At 66.2% G+C, this 14,220-nt stretch carries 13 protein-coding genes; 6 read left to right on the forward strand and 7 right to left on the reverse strand.

Annotation, left to right across the window (positions count from 1 at the left end; translation table 11 throughout):
* Nucleotides 1-31 precede the first annotated feature (31 nt).
* The 6 genes from ACLP9N_RS12085 to ACLP9N_RS12110 form a co-directional block, all read right to left on the reverse strand.
* Nucleotides 32-1,582, reverse strand: coding sequence for an acyl-CoA synthetase (locus ACLP9N_RS12085; RefSeq protein ID WP_442407651.1), 1,551 nt, complete (start codon nucleotides 1,580-1,582; stop codon nucleotides 32-34).
* A gap of 18 nt (nucleotides 1,583-1,600) precedes the next feature.
* The gene (locus tag ACLP9N_RS12090) at nucleotides 1,601-2,479 is read right to left on the reverse strand and encodes an enoyl-CoA hydratase-related protein (protein ID WP_442407619.1); all 879 of its coding nucleotides are present in this window, start codon (nucleotides 2,477-2,479) and stop codon (nucleotides 1,601-1,603) included.
* Nucleotides 2,480-2,498: 19 nt separating this feature from the next.
* Nucleotides 2,499-2,735: a lipoyl domain-containing protein gene (locus ACLP9N_RS12095; RefSeq protein ID WP_442407620.1), complete on the reverse strand. Its 237-nt coding sequence runs from the start codon at nucleotides 2,733-2,735 to the stop codon at nucleotides 2,499-2,501.
* Nucleotides 2,728-3,726, reverse strand: coding sequence for an alpha-ketoacid dehydrogenase subunit beta (locus ACLP9N_RS12100; protein ID WP_442407621.1), 999 nt, complete (start codon nucleotides 3,724-3,726; stop codon nucleotides 2,728-2,730). Before ACLP9N_RS12100 ends, ACLP9N_RS12095 begins: the two co-directional genes overlap by 8 nt.
* 4 nt (nucleotides 3,727-3,730) lie before the next feature.
* A complete protein-coding gene (locus ACLP9N_RS12105) occupies nucleotides 3,731-4,666 on the reverse strand; it encodes a thiamine pyrophosphate-dependent dehydrogenase E1 component subunit alpha (protein ID WP_442407652.1) in 936 nt (311 codons plus the stop codon).
* A 97-nt stretch (nucleotides 4,667-4,763) separates the two neighbouring features.
* A complete protein-coding gene (locus ACLP9N_RS12110) occupies nucleotides 4,764-5,627 on the reverse strand; it encodes a mycofactocin-coupled SDR family oxidoreductase (protein WP_442407622.1) in 864 nt (287 codons plus the stop codon).
* A 307-nt stretch (nucleotides 5,628-5,934) separates the two neighbouring features.
* Between ACLP9N_RS12110 and ACLP9N_RS12115 the strand changes: the two genes are divergently transcribed.
* From ACLP9N_RS12115 to ACLP9N_RS12140, 6 genes are all read left to right on the forward strand, one after another.
* Nucleotides 5,935-7,161, forward strand: coding sequence for a CaiB/BaiF CoA transferase family protein (locus tag ACLP9N_RS12115; protein WP_442407623.1), 1,227 nt, complete (start codon nucleotides 5,935-5,937; stop codon nucleotides 7,159-7,161).
* 337 nt (nucleotides 7,162-7,498) lie between these two features.
* Nucleotides 7,499-7,699, forward strand: a complete 201-nt coding sequence (locus tag ACLP9N_RS12120; protein ID WP_442407624.1) for a PE family protein — start codon at nucleotides 7,499-7,501, stop codon at nucleotides 7,697-7,699.
* A gap of 93 nt (nucleotides 7,700-7,792) precedes the next feature.
* Nucleotides 7,793-9,037 carry an amino acid deaminase/aldolase gene (locus ACLP9N_RS12125; protein ID WP_442407625.1) on the forward strand — a complete coding sequence of 415 codons (1,245 nt, stop codon included), beginning with the start codon at nucleotides 7,793-7,795 and terminating at the stop codon, nucleotides 9,035-9,037.
* 48 nt (nucleotides 9,038-9,085) lie between these two features.
* The gene (locus ACLP9N_RS12130; RefSeq protein ID WP_442407626.1) at nucleotides 9,086-10,291 is read left to right on the forward strand and encodes a M28 family metallopeptidase; all 1,206 of its coding nucleotides are present in this window, start codon (nucleotides 9,086-9,088) and stop codon (nucleotides 10,289-10,291) included.
* Nucleotides 10,288-11,583, forward strand: coding sequence for a D-arabinono-1,4-lactone oxidase (locus tag ACLP9N_RS12135; protein WP_442407627.1), 1,296 nt, complete (start codon nucleotides 10,288-10,290; stop codon nucleotides 11,581-11,583). Before ACLP9N_RS12130 ends, ACLP9N_RS12135 begins: the two co-directional genes overlap by 4 nt.
* A 98-nt stretch (nucleotides 11,584-11,681) precedes the next feature.
* Nucleotides 11,682-13,046: a wax ester/triacylglycerol synthase domain-containing protein gene (locus ACLP9N_RS12140; RefSeq protein WP_442407628.1), complete on the forward strand. Its 1,365-nt coding sequence runs from the start codon at nucleotides 11,682-11,684 to the stop codon at nucleotides 13,044-13,046.
* Here the strand turns inward: ACLP9N_RS12140 and ACLP9N_RS12145 are convergent.
* Nucleotides 13,029-14,156: a patatin-like phospholipase family protein gene (locus tag ACLP9N_RS12145; RefSeq protein ID WP_442407629.1), complete on the reverse strand. Its 1,128-nt coding sequence runs from the start codon at nucleotides 14,154-14,156 to the stop codon at nucleotides 13,029-13,031. The genes ACLP9N_RS12140 and ACLP9N_RS12145 overlap by 18 nt on opposite strands.
* Between the last annotated feature and the right edge of the window lie 64 nt (nucleotides 14,157-14,220).

Genomic DNA, 14,220 nt, shown 5'->3' on the forward strand with positions numbered 1-14,220 from the left:
CTCACCATCTAGTACCCCTTATCCGTGCGGGTCACAGGATCCGTGACGCCCGCCCCTGCCAAAAGCGTTCGCGGATGCGTCTCTTGTAGAGCTTTCCGTTCGGGTCCCTGGGCAGCTCCGGATCGAATTCGACGCTGCGCGGGCACTTGTAGCCCGCCAGATGGGTTCGGCAGTATTCGATGAGCTCGGCCTCGAGGTCGGGCCCCGGCGTGACGCCGTCGGCCGGCTGCACGACCGCCTTGACCTCCTCGCCGAACTCGTCGTTGGGCACGCCAAACACCGCGGCATCAACGAGTTTGGGATGCATGACCAGAAGGTTCTCCACCTCCTGGGGGTAGATGTTCACCCCGCCGGAGACGATCATGAACGTCGATCGGTCGGTCAGGTACATGTATCCGTCCTTGTCGACGTAACCCATGTCGCCCAAGGAGCGCCACCCGCGTTCGTTGGACACCGACGCGGTCTTCGCGGGGTCCTTAAAGTATTCGAAGTCGGGTCCACCCTCAAAGTAAAGCTCGCCGGACTCCCCGACGGGAAGCTCCTCTCCGTCCTCGCCTACCACGTGCACCGGAGCCATCGGTATGCCGACCGAGCCGGGGTGGGCGAGCCAGTCCTGCGGGCCGATCGTAGTGCCAGCGAACCCCTCAGTGCCCCCGTAATATTCGTGAATGACTGGTCCAAGCCACTCCATCATCTTGTGCTTGACGTCCACCGGGCACGGGGCGGCCGCGTGGATCACGCACCTCAGGCTCGACACGTCATACTTTTGCCGGACGGCCTCCGGCAGCTTGAGCATCCGCACGAACATTGTCGGCACGAACTGGGCGTGGGTGATGCGGTGGGTCTCGATCAGCCGCAGGACGGTCTCGGCGTCGAACTTGCGCATGATGATCGACGCGGCCCCCACGCGGTTCACCGCCATCGTGTAGTTCACCCCGGCGGCGTGGTACATCGGCGCGGGGGACAGATACACGCTCGATTGATCCATCCCATAGTGGTGGATCAGCGCCATCTCAAGAACCGACTGCGCCCATGAGCCGTTGCCGTCGGCCGGGAGCGGCCGGCGGACCGCCTTGGGCCTTCCGGTGGTACCCGACGAGTACAGCATCTCGGACCCGTCCGACAACGGTGGCGCATCGCCGGCCGCGGAGAGGGCGTCCGCATAGGACTGCCAGCCGGGCAACTCGCCCCCGACCGCGATGTGGACACCGATTCCCGTGTTGACCTCCCGCACGTGTGCCGCGAGGTCAGCCCCGGAAGGCCCCGAAGCGTCGGTAATATCTAAGAAAACCGCCTTGGCGTCGGAATCGTCGATCACGTAGGCAATTTCGTCGGGGGTGAAGTGCGTGTTGACCGCGGTGTAGTAGAGCCCGGAAAGCTGGCAACCCCAGGTAATTTCGAAGAACTCCGGTCGGTTCGTCAGCACCAGGGCCACGCCGTCGCCGCGGCGCAACCCGGCCTCGTGCAGCACCGCGGCGACCCGTTGGCTCTTGGCATACAGCTCGCCGTACGAGATCGCGCGGCCGTCGATGATCAGCGCCGGCGATAGCGCGGCCGTGATCGCGTGGTCGGCGATGTTCACCATCAGGCCCCAGAAAACCTAAGCGGTGGGTGTCGCGCCGTCGGTCGATGCGGCCGCCGCGGCTGCCTGGCGCCGGGCTTGCTCGGACGGCAGCACCTTGTCCTTGAAGACCGTCTGAATCAGCTGCTGTACATCCTTGCTGATCGACGCGAGCGCGACCAGGTCGTTGGAGCTCTGCCAGTGCACCCGCATGCCCATCAGCTCCCAGGCCCGTTTGAGGTTCGCCTTGGTCGCCAGCAGTGTCGTCATCGGTGCCTGGGCGATATGACGGGCGATGGCCTCGGCGCGGTCCTCGAGTTGGTCGCGCGGGACCACCTCGTTGACCAGACCGACCTCCAGCGCCTTCTTCGCGTCGATGACCTCGGCGAGGTACAGGTAGTAGGCGGCGCGCCGCCAGTTCATGAAGACCCATGGCTCGATGGAGCATTCGCCGGACGGCATGCCGAAGCCCTGCAGGGGCGGGTAGGAGAAGTAGGCGTCCTCGGAGGCGATGACGATGTCGGTGGTCAGCCCGTAATGGGTGCCGCCACCGACGCAGTAGCCGTGCACCGCGGCGATGGTCGGCTTGCAGAACTCCCACAGGTTCAGGATCGGTTTGACGAACAGGTCGGTCTGCGGCTTCCACGGTGTGCCCATGACCTTGGCGCCCTCGACGAACGCCGGGTAGTCCACCGCGTTGTTGCCGATCGCGTGTCCCGAGCAGAAGCCCTTGCCGTTGGCCTTGAGGATCAAAACCTTGATGTCGTAGTCGCGGTCCGCGTCCAGCAGCGCGGCGTCGACTTCCTCGGCCAGTTTCTGGTCCTGCGCGTTGGCTTTCTCAGGCCAGTTCAGGATGACGCGAGCGATCGGGCCTTCTTTTTCGTAGACGATTCTTTCGCGGGTCTCGTTGAGATCCATTGTCAGCCTCTACCTTTCGTTAGGAAGTGATGACGCCGATTTCGGCGCCGATGTCGTAGGTGGTCCCGATTTGCCCCGTCCACTGCACGGTGCCCGAAGCTCCGGCTTCGATCTCTTGTTCTGCCTTCTCGGTGGCGATCACGTAGAGCGGAGTGCCCTCCTCGACGTGCTCGCCCGCGTCGACGATAAAGTCGGTGAGCTCCGCTTCGGAGACCGCCACCGACACCCGCGGGATGCGAATGATGAAGTCAGCCACGCACGTTGGCCTTCTGTAGGCTGCGTTGCACCGCTTCGACGACGCGCGCCGGCGACGGGTACACCTGCGCTTCGAGCGCGGCAGCGGCCGGGTTGGGGACGAACCTCGCGCCCACCCGCTCGATGGGTGCGGCCAGCTCGCCGAACAGCTCGGACTGCAGGATCGCGGCGATCTCTGCTCCGGGCCCGGCGAATTGCACCGCGTCGTGCACGATTACGGCCCTTCGGGTACGGCGGACGGAGTCGACGATCGTCTCGACGTCGAGGGGAACCAGCGTGCGCAGGTCGACGACCTCGGCGCTCACACCCTGCTCGACCAGCGTGGCCGCCGCCGCGAGCGCATCGTGCACGCTGCGCCCATAGCTGATCAGCGTCACGTCGGTGCCGGGTCGCTTGATGTCGGCCTGCCCCAGCGGAATTGAGAACCCGGGGTCGGTGGGGACTGGTCCCTTCTTGCCTTGCAGGCGAATTGTTTCGATGAATAGGCAGGGATCCTCATCGAAGATCGCAGTGGTCAGTAGGCCTTTGCCGTCGCGCGGGGTGGAGGGCACGATCACCTTCATCCCGGGAATGTGCATGAACCACGCCTCGAGGCTCTGCGAGTGCGTCGCGCCGGTGGCCAGTCCGGCGTAAACCTGGGTGCGGATGGTGATCGGCGCCGTCGTCCGCCCTGCGGTCATGAATCGCAGCTTGGCGGCGTTGTTGATCAACTGGTCGGCGGCGATGCCGATGAAATCCATGATCATGATCTCGGCGACCGGCAGCATCCCGTCTATCGCCGCGCCGATCGCCGCGCCGACGATCGCGGCTTCCGAGATGGGTGTGTCCAGCACCCGGTCGTGGCCGTACTTCGTCGACAACCCCGCCGTCGGTCCGGACGCACCGGGGTCGGCGATGTCCTCGCCGAGCAAGAACACGCGGTCGTCGGCCTTTAGCGCCTCGTCGAGCGCGAGATTCAGCGCCTCGCGCATCGTCATCTCTTTTTCTTGCATGTCCTCACACCGGGAACTTGATCGGGGTCGCGTACACGTCGCGGTCGAGTTCATCGATCGACGGGGCATCAGCGCTCATGACCGTCTGCAAGGCGGATTCCACCGTCGCGAGCGCCTCGTTGTCGATGCGGTCGAGCTCGTCCTCGCCAATGCCGGCTTCGGTGAGGTGGCTGCGGAAGCGTGGCACCGGATCGGCCGCCATCGCCGCGGCCAGTTGATCCTTGGGTATGTAAAGCATCCGGTCACCAAAGTAGTGGCCGCGGAAGCGGAATGTCACGCACTCGATGAACGTCGGCCCGCCGCCGGAGCGCGCTCGCTGCAGCGCTTCGTCCAGCGCGGCTTTCACGGCCAGCGGGTCGTTGCCGTCGACGCGAACACCCGGCATGCCGTAGCCGGCGGCCCGTTCGGCGACGTGCTCGAGCTTCATCGTTTCCGAGGTCGGCGTCATCTCGGCGTAGAGGTTGTTCTGGCACACCAACACGAGTGGCAGATCCCACAGGGCGGCCATGTTGGCCGCCTCGTGGAAGGAGCCGGTGTTGGTGGCGCCGTCGCCGAAGCTGACCACCGTGACGCGGTCCAGCCCTTTGCGTTTGGCGGACATCGCCAGCCCCACCGCCACCGGCGGTCCGGCGCCGACGATCCCGGTCGAAAGCATCACTCCCTTATCGGGGTTGGCGATGTGCATGGTGCCGCCTTTGCCGCGGCTGGCGCCGACCGAGCGCCCCATCATCTCGCCGTAGATCTCCTCGAGCGGGACACCCTTGCCGATGAGATCGTGCAGCCCGCGGTAGGTCGTCACCAGCTGGTCGTCGGGTCGCAACGAGACACCCATCGCGGCGGCGATCGCCTCCTGGCCACGCGACGGCCAGTAGACGCACATGAACTCCCCGGTGCCGATGCCCTTGGACAGCCGGTCATCGGCCGCCTTCATCAGCACCATCAGCTCGTAGATCCGGCGCAGAGTTTCGTCGGAGTGATCCTCGCTCACTGCGCCACTCCATTCCCGTTGCGGGGAAGCATGATTCGTTTCACTGCTGTCACGCGCCCGACCATGGCTTGACCTTGAGGAAACCGCCGGCGTCGACGCGCAGCTGCTGTCCGGTGATGTAGCGTGCCGCGTCGGAGGCGAGGAACAGCACGGCCTCGCTGATGTCCTCGGGTTCGACGTAGGGGACCGGCATCGCCTGCACCAGCGGGAAGACCGGTTCGGCGTCCTCGCGGGTCGGGTTCTTCAGATCGGGCCGGAAGGCCCGGTACATCGGCGCACTGTGCAACATGTCCGTGTTGACATTCGTCGGGTGCACCGCGTTCATCCTGATGCAGAAAGGCGCGAGTGCCCGGGCAAAATCGTTGACGTAATGCGCGGCAGCGAGTTTCGCGAATGCGTATCCGGCTCCGCCGGGACCGCCGTCGATGCCGGTGGTGTTCATCGACGACATGAATGCAGCGTTGGAGCCCGTCACGATGATCGATGCACCCGCTTGCAGGTGTTTGAGGCTCGCGTGCACGAGATTGAGCACGCCGACCAGGTCGACGTCGACAGCGTCGGCAAAGGCCTTGGGTGGCAATCCCGCGGTGAGCGGACAGATGCCCGCGTTGGCGATCACGATGTCCAGATGCCCGAATTCGGCGACGCCCTCGTCGATGGCGGTCGACAGCGCCGCGCGGTCCCGGACGTCGGCGATCGCGGTGAACGCGCGCTGCCCTTCCTTCTCTACCAGTCGCGCGGTCTCGTCGAGATCCTCCGGCCGGGCCAGGGGGTACTCGTTGGTGTCGATGTCCTCGCACAGATCCACCGCGATGATGTCGGCTCCCTCGGCCGCGAGCAGTCGCGCGTGCGAACGCCCCTGACCGCGCGCGGCTCCGCTGATCACGGCCACCTTGCCCGTCACCCTGCCCATAGCCCGTCCTTTGTGCCAGTGCCTATAATTCGCCTTTTCGGCTCGACCCCGTTCGGGGTCCAAAGCCGTTCGCTGCCAAAGCGTCTGGGGCGGTCGGGAAGCCGGGACGAGTCGGCCGGCGCGGGGTCGCGCCACGCGCGCACCGCATGGATCGGGATCGGACCAATGGTCGGCTCCATCGCATCTCTTCCACGAAATACTGCCACGCGCAAACTGGGCGCAGCTGCAGCCGGGCTAACAGTATTCCCTACAGTAACTAGAATATCTAAAATAGCAAGAAAGCCCGCGACCGAAGGGTGGCATGGAAATGGTTGGGTCAGGCGTGCTCAGCGGTGTCCGGGTCATCGAACTGGCGTCGTGGACCTACGTGCCGTCGGCGGGTGCCGCTCTGTCGGACTGGGGCGCCGACGTCATCAAGGTCGAAGGCGTCGCCTCGGGTGATCCGGGGCGGGCCTTGGTCGTCGGCGGTTTCACCCGCGAAGCCGCCCGCGTTGACGCCGACTTCATCCTCGAATTGGGCAACCGCGGAAAGCGCAGTATCGCGATCGACATCAAAACCGAGACCGGCAGGGAGTTGTTCGGCCGTCTGTTGGCCACTGCGGATGTCTTCCTGACCAATTGGCTGCCCGGGGCGCTGGAGCGGGCCCGGCTCACCGTCGAGGACATCCGCGCGTTCAACCCGAAGATCATCATCGCGCGCGGCACCGGCCTCGGGGTGCGCGGCCCGGACCGCAATCACGGTGGCTTCGACGCCGCCACCTACCTGGCGCGTGGCGGGGTCGCGTACACCCTCACCCCGTTCGGGACCGAAACGCCCGCCGTCCAGGGCCCGGGGTTCGGCGACCTACAAGGCGGAGCGACGCTGGCCGGCGGCGTGTGCGCCGCGTTGTTCCACCGGGAACGGACCGGCGAGCCGACCATCGTCGACTCCTCACTGCTGGCGCAGGCGATGTGGGCCATCGCGCCGTCGATTTCGGCCGCCGACTTTTTCAACATCGACGGCATTCCCGGCGCACCGCCCGGCTTGGCCATTAATCCACTGGTGAACCGGTACAAGACCAAAGACGGCAGATGGATTCAGCTGGTCTTTCTGCAGCCCGACAAATTCTGGGCCGGCTTCTGTGAGCGCATGGGTCTGGGGGAGTTGGCCACCGACGAGCGATTTGTGCCGTCCAGCAACCTAATAGCCAACGCGGCCGAAGCGACCGCAATTTTCGCGACCGCTTTTGCCAGCCGCGACCTCGCCCATTGGCAGAAGGCGCTCGAAGACGAACCGGGTGTGTGGGCCGCGCTCGCGACGCCGCGAGAAACGCTCAATGACCCGCAGGTCGAACCCAACGGCTATGTGGTGACAAATGTCGACGACGATGGCGAGAAATACCGGATTGTCGCGGCGCCGGTGCAATTCAACGAAACCCCGCCGGCCCCCGCGCGTGCCCCTGAGCATGGGCAGCACACCGAGGAGATTCTGCTGGAGCTCGGCATGGACTGGGACGACATCGCCAAGGCAAAGGATCTCAAAGCCATACTGTGAGGCCGTTTGCGAATTTGCTGGCGATATAGCTGAAACGTTCCCGGGTCGCAGGGCGAAACGCAGGGTAGGAGTAGCGGAAATGCGGAGTGCGCTGGCCCGATAGCGATACCCTTTGCCGAGGATTCAATGGCGACCGGGTGCCCGCCGGGTTTCCTTGAAACAGCGGGGGTCCGGCGGCTCGGGCGCGGCGGCGACTGCCACGGTCACTGGAGCCGGCACTGGTGGCGCCGGCGGCAACGGTGCCCCTCCTGTTCGGCAACGGCGGCGCCGGCGGGGCAGGCGGCCAGAACGCGGCGGCGACTGGGGCCGGCAATGGTGGCGCCGGCGGGGCCGGCGGGTGGCTTTCGGCAACGGTGGCGCCGGGGCGGATGGCGGTGCCGGATCGACGGGCGGAGCCGGCGGCGCGGGTAACGGTGGCAACGCCCGGTTGATCGGCAACGGCGGTGACGGCGGCAACGGTGTCGTCGGCGCTCAGGGCGGCAAAGGCGGCACCGGCGGGCTGTTGTTCGGCCAGTACGGGACTAACGGGACGCCGTAGCCGGAGTGCCCGGCGGTACGACAATGCCGGCACGGCCAACGGCGAACGGTGTCAACCCGGCCTACACGGCGGGATGTTCAGTAGGGTAACGGCGTGCACGAGGTGACCGATCACGGGCGACGATCGGACACGCCGGCGGGACTGGACGCGCAAAGCCGGCTGCGCCGCTACGAGGAGGCCTTCGCCGACCACGATGCGCCGTTCGCGTTCGTGGACCTCGACGCGATGTGGGGCAATGCCGAGCAAATGCTCGCACGCGCGGGCGACAAGCCGATCCGGGTGGCGTCGAAGTCGTTGCGCTGTCGGCCGCTGCAGCGCGAAATCCTCGATGCCAGTGAGCGTTTCGACGGGCTGATGACGTTCACCCTGCGCGAGACGCTCTGGCTCGCGGGGCTCGGTTTCTCCAACCTGTTGCTCGCCTACCCGACGACCGACCGCGCGGCGATGCGCGAGCTCGGCGAGATAACCGCCGAGGACCCCGACGGCGCGCCGATCGTGATGGTCGACAGTGTCGAGCACCTCGACCTGATCGAGAATGCGACCGGCAAGCCGGTGCGCGTGTGTCTGGACCTTGATGCTGGCTACTGGCGTGCCGGGGGGCGAGTGAAGATCGGCCCCAAGCGCTCGCCGTTGCACACGCCGGAACAGGCGCGCGCGCTAGCGGTGGAGATAGCCCGACGGCCGACGCTCCAACTCGTCGCGCTGATGTCCTACGAGGGTCACATCGCGGGCTTCGGCGACAACGTGGCCGGCAAGCGCATCCAAAACGCCGTCGTCGCGTGGATGCAGCGCCAGTCGATCGCGGAGTTGCGCGAGCGCCGCGCCCGCGCTGTTGAACTCGTGCGCGAGGTCGCCGACCTCAAGATCGTCAACGCCGGCGGCACCGGCGACCTACAGCTGGTCGCACCGGAGCCGGCGATCACCGAGGCGACCGCGGGCTCTGGGTTCTACGCGCCGACGCTGTTCGACTCGTATTCGACCTTCACATTGCAGCCGGCGGCGATGTTCGCACTACCGATATCTCGCCGCCCCGACGCAAAGACCGCAACCGCGCTCGGGGGCGGGTACCTGGCAAGCGGAGTCGGTGCGAAGGACCGCATGCCGACGCCCTACCTGCCGACCGGGCTGAAGCTCGACCCGATGGAGGGCACCGGCGAGGTCCAGACCCCGCTGAATGGCGACGCAGCCCGAAGGCTGAAGGTTGGCGACAAGGTCTATTTCCGCCACACGAAGGCCGGCGAATTGTGTGAGCGTTTCGACTGCCTACATCTGGTGCATGGCGCGCAGATCGTCGACACCGTCCCGACGTATCGGGGTGAGGGGCGCACATTCCTCTGATTGGTGAAAGGCCGCGCAAGTTCAACGCGCGCGCGAAAAGGAGCTGCCATGACCGCGATCACCGCATTGCCGACCGAGCTGGACACAATGCGCGAGGTTGTCGAGACGCTCGCGCCAATCGAGCGCGCCGCCGGCGCGCCGGGCGAGCAGGAGGCGGCCAGGTGGATCGTCGAACGCCTGGGTGGAGCGGGCGCGCAGAACGCGCGGATCGAGGAGGAGCAGTACTTCGACGGCTACCCGCGGCTACACGTCAAACTGTCGGCGATCGGGGTGGCCGCCGGCCTCGCGGGCCTGATCAGCCGTCGCTTGCGGGTCCCCGCCGCACTGGCGGGGTTGGGTGCCGGACTGGCGATCGCGGACGACTGCTCGAACGGGCCGCGCGTTGCGCGCAGAGCGACGGAAAAGTCCCGGACGACATCGAACGCCGTGGCTGAGGCGGGTGATCCCGCGGGCGAGCTGACGGTCGTCGTGTGCGCCCATCACGATGCCGCGCATACCGGCAAGTTCTTCAACCCCGCCCTTCAGCAATTTGTCGTCCAGCGATTTCCCGGGATCGTCGAGCGCATAGACACCTCGCCGCCTAACTGGTGGCCACCGATCCTCGCGCCCGCGCTGGCCGGCGTCGGCGCGCTGCGCGGCAGCCGCAAGATGATGATCGCGGGGGCCGCAATGAGCGCGATCGCGGCCGCCGCCTTCGCCGACATTGCCCGCAGCCCGGTCGTCCCCGGGGCCAACGACAACCTGTCTGCCGTCGCGCTGCTCGTCGCATTGGCCGAGCGGCTGCGCGAACGGCCGGTGAAAGGCGTGCGGGTGCTGCTGGTGTCGCTGGGCGCCGAGGAAACACTGCAGGGTGGCATCTACGGATTCATGGAGCGCCGCAAGCGCGAGCTCGACCGTGACCGCACGTATTTTTTGAATTTCGACACAATCGGCTCGCCCGACCTGATCATGCTCGAGGGCGAGGGCACGACGGTGATGGAGGACTACTTCCACCGTCCGTTCCGCGATCTGGTCGCACGGGCCGCCGAGCGCGCCGACGCGCCGCTGCGCCGAGGCCTGCGCTCGCGCAACAGCACCGACGCGGTGCTCATGAGCCGCGCGGGCTACCCAACCGCATGCTTCTCCTCGATCGACCGCCACAAGACGCTGTCGAACTACCACCTGATGTCGGACACTCCCGAGAACCTGGACTACCGGACAGTGATGCACGCGGTCAGCGTCGCCGAATCCGTAGTGCGGGAGTTGGTGCGGTGAGCCCGCGATGGGGCAACTGGGCCCGCGAGCAGTTCTGCGCACCATCGGCGATCGTGCTGCCGACCTCGGAGGCCGAGCTGGTCGAGGTGGTGGCGCGCAGCGCGCAGTGCGGCGAGCGCGTGCGAGCCGTCGGCACCGGACACTCGTTCACCGACTGTGCATGCACGGACGGAGTGATGATCGACATGACCGGCCTGCAGCGGGTCATCAGCGCCGATCCGGCGAGCGGGCTGGTGACGATCGAGGGTTGCGCCAAGCTGCACACGCTCGGTTCGCAATTGGCCCAGCGCGGCCTCGGGCTAGAAAACCAGGGCGACATCGATGCGCAGTCGATCACCGGCGCCACCGCGACCGCGACACACGGAACGGGGGCGCGGTTTCCGAATCTGTCGGCGCGGATCGTCTCACTGCGGCTCATCACCGCCGCCGGTGACGTGCTAACTCTGTCGGAAGGTTCGAAAGGTGACGACTACCTCGCCGCGCGAGTGTCGCTGGGTGCGCTAGGGGTGATCTCCCAGGTCACCGTCCAGGCCGTGCCGCTGTACACGTTGAACCGCCGCGACGAACGACGTGCACTGACCGAGACGCTGGAACGCCTCGACGAATATGTCGATGGCAACGACCATTTCGAGTTTTTCGTATTTCCCTACGGGGACACGGCTTTGACGCGCACCACTCGCCGCAGCGATGAGGAGCCCACACCGACGCCGACGTGGAAACGCAGGCTCAGCGAGGACTTTGAAAACGCTGGCCTGAGCCTGATCTGCCAGACCGGCCGGCGCTTGCCGGGTGCGGCCCCCAGACTCAACCGTCTGATGACAAGCCTGATGTCAGAAGCCACAGTCACCGACCGCGCCTACAAGGTGTACGCGACCGAGCGCAAGGTCAGGTTCACCGAGATGGAGTACGCGATCCCGCGCGAGCATGCCCGCGCAGCAATCCAGCGCGTCATCGACCTCGTGCACCGTCGCAAACTGCCCATCATGTTCCCGCTCGAGGTGCGTTTCGCAGCCCCCGACGACGCGTTCCTGTCGACAGCGCACGGGCGCAACACCTGCTACATCGCCGTGCACCAATACACCGGGATGGAATTCGAGACCTACTTCCGTGCCGTCGAGGCGATCATGGACGAGTATGCGGGCCGCCCACACTGGGGCAAGCGCCACTATCAGACCGCCGGCACGCTCCGCGAACGTTATCCCGGATGGGACCGCTTCGCCGCCGTCCGCGACCGCCTCGACCCCGACCGCGTCTTTCTCAACGACTACACCCGGCGCGTGCTGGGCAACTGATGACAAATGGCCCGATGTCTGGGGACCAAAGTCATTGTGTGCCAATAATCTGCTGACCTCGGCCACTTTCAGTCCTAGGTTTGTGGCTAGGAGCACATATGACTGAATTCATGCGCAACAGCGACGCCTTTACCTGGGCGATGGAAAGCGATCCGCGGCTGCGATCGACCGTGGTCAGCGTCGTGCTGCTGGATCGATCCCCGGACTGGGACGAGGTGCGCGAACGATTCGACCTGATAACCCGGAAAGTGCCTATGTTTCGGCAGCGGGTGGTGGCGTCGCCGCCGCCGGCCCCGCCCCGGTGGGAGTATGACTCGGACTTCGACCTGGACTACCACATGCGGCGAGCGGCCGCCCCCGGGTCCGGCACGCTCGACGATGTGCTCGAGATGGCCCGAGTGGCCGAGATGCAGGGTTTCGACCGGGCCCGGGCGCTCTGGGAGACGACGCTCGTCGAGGGCCTGGAGAACGGTGGCGCGGCCCTGATCTGCAAGTTCCACCATGCCCTTACCGATGGAATCGGCGGCGTCCAGATCGCGATGAACCTGTTCAACCTTCCCGAAGAGCCCTATCAGCGTGAGCCTTTGCCGCCCGAGCCAGACGTATCGAGGCCGTCGTGGCTTAGCGGGTACCGGGACACCTGGCGCTACGACACCGGCCTGCTCGGGAACGCCTTGGCGGGCGCGGTCAAGGCGGCACCGCGACTGGTGTACGACGGCGTTCGGCGGCCTGTTGCCACGGTCCGATCGGCAGCGGCCATCGCGGCGTCGGTCTACCGGACGGTTCGGCCGATAAGTCGGACCGGGTCTTCGCTGGTAACCGAGCGCGGCCTGATCCGGCGTCTCGGGGTGCACGAGGTGCCGATGCCGCTACTGCGGGAGGCGGCGCACCGCTGTGGTGGGGCGCTGAACGACGCGTTTGTCGCCGGGGTGGCCGGTGGGTTACGCCGATACCACGAGAAACACGGCGTCGCGGTCGGCGACCTGCACCTCACGATGCCGATCAGCTTGCGGACAAAGGCCGATGACATGGGCGGAAACCGGATCACGCTGATGCGGTTCGACGTGCCGGTGGGCGAGGCCGACCCGGCGGCACGAATCAAGGCGATACACCAGCGCGCCGGCGCGGTGCGCGATGAGAGATCCCTGCCGTACACGCAGTTGATTGCCGGCGCTCTCAACCTGATGCCGCGCTGGTTCATCGGTTCGGTGCTGCGCCACGTCGATTTCCTGGCCAGCGACGTGCCGGGTGTGCCCGTGCCGGTCTTCCTGGGCGGCGCCGCGGTGCGCGCGCAGTATGCGTTCGGCCCGACGATCGGTGCGGCTGTCAATGTCACACTGCTCACCTATGTCGATACTTGCGCCCTGGGCATTGACGTCGACACCGTTGCGATCCCCGACTACGACGTCTTCTATGAATCCCTCGTCGCCGGCTTCGACGAAGTATTAGCGCTCGCGGGCTAATTCGGGCTTTGCCATCGACGTGCCATCTTTACGGATTGTCGTCAGCGCCCGACGCGCCTCGATACGCCCGGCGGCCATGAATCCGGCCCAGTCGCGGGTGCTGAGGAATTGGCGGTAGAAACCGACGCCCCGTACGGTCTCGTAGGAAACCGGCTCGATCATGAAAACTTTCGACGCCGCGCGCAACCGGGCCAGGTTTTCGCGCGCAAGCTCCACTTGCTGGCAGGTGCGCACCTGACTCGCGACATACAGGATGCTGGCGCGGCGATACTCCCAGCCGGTGGCGTCTTCGCCTTGGAATCCGGGGGGATAGAACCCGTTGATCGCCAGCGTGACGTCACAGGGCTGCTCGATGTCGAGGAGCGGGTGGACCGGAAAGATGTCGACGATCCCGCCGTCGCACCAGTGAAACCCGCCGAGCTCGACGGGCTGGATGAACAGCGGCAACGCGATGGCCATGTGGACGGCGCGCGCCACCGGAAGCTCCGGATGCGTTCGGGGACCAATGAATTCAACCCGATTCTGCTCGACGTTCCATATCGGCGCGTACGCCGGAATGGGCATGTCGCCCAGTGTCATGTCGCCGAGTAGACGTCGGTACGTGTCCTCGATCGCATCGCCAGCAATGATGCCGGCAAACCCTCGCCCGGCCGTCAGCGCCAGCCGGAGCAGCCGGCCCCAGTCCAAGTCGACGTAGTCCTGCGGGAGCAGCCCCAGGGTGAAAGCCGCCACCTTCTCGGCGCTGATCCCAGCCGCCAGGGGAAACCCGAACAATGCCGAGCCCGAGCACAGGGAAATGACCGACGGATGCAGGCCGGCTTCTTCCAGAGCACGCGCGGCGCCCACCAGTGAGGCCATCGCGCCGCTTCCGCCTGTCGCCGCCAGGGCGATCCGCTGACCGTCGGTCACAGTGGTGGCGTACCGCTCGGCTGGGGGGAACGGTTGCCGATTCTGGGCACCGGCGCCACCGGACGGCAGGCGCAGCACCGCCCGGGCGGCGTCCGTCAAAAGTCCGGTGTCCTGTTGCAATCCCTGCACCAACTCCCGCGTGCGGGTTATTGCGTCGAAGTACTGGCGGAGGCGGAAAACGTCGAGCAGCGGGCCTAGCATGGTCACTCACTATGCACCCGTTGCGGATCGCAACACAGAGTCCTCAGTCACCAATGCAGTGGTC

It is taken from the genome of Mycobacterium sp., assembly GCF_052144515.1.
In the GTDB taxonomy this organism is placed as follows: Bacteria; Actinomycetota; Actinomycetes; order Mycobacteriales; family Mycobacteriaceae; genus Mycobacterium.

Bases quoted from the DNA above. Each gene is read 5' to 3' on its own strand.
- ACLP9N_RS12090 (WP_442407619.1), bottom strand. From the start codon at position 2,479: ATGGATCTCAACGAGACCCGCGAAAGAATCGTCTACGAAAAAGAAGGC.
- ACLP9N_RS12100 (WP_442407621.1), bottom strand. From the start codon at position 3,726: ATGCAAGAAAAAGAGATGACGATGCGCGAGGCGCTGAATCTCGCGCTC.
- ACLP9N_RS12105 (WP_442407652.1), bottom strand. From the start codon at position 4,666: ATGGTGCTGATGAAGGCGGCCGATGACCGGCTGTCCAAGGGCATCGGC.
- ACLP9N_RS12110 (WP_442407622.1), bottom strand. From the start codon at position 5,627: ATGGGCAGGGTGACGGGCAAGGTGGCCGTGATCAGCGGAGCCGCGCGC.
- ACLP9N_RS12115 (WP_442407623.1), top strand. From the start codon at position 5,935: ATGGTTGGGTCAGGCGTGCTCAGCGGTGTCCGGGTCATCGAACTGGCG.
- ACLP9N_RS12130 (WP_442407626.1), top strand. From the start codon at position 9,086: ATGACCGCGATCACCGCATTGCCGACCGAGCTGGACACAATGCGCGAG.
- ACLP9N_RS12140 (WP_442407628.1), top strand. From the start codon at position 11,682: ATGACTGAATTCATGCGCAACAGCGACGCCTTTACCTGGGCGATGGAA.
- ACLP9N_RS12145 (WP_442407629.1), bottom strand. From the start codon at position 14,156: ATGCTAGGCCCGCTGCTCGACGTTTTCCGCCTCCGCCAGTACTTCGAC.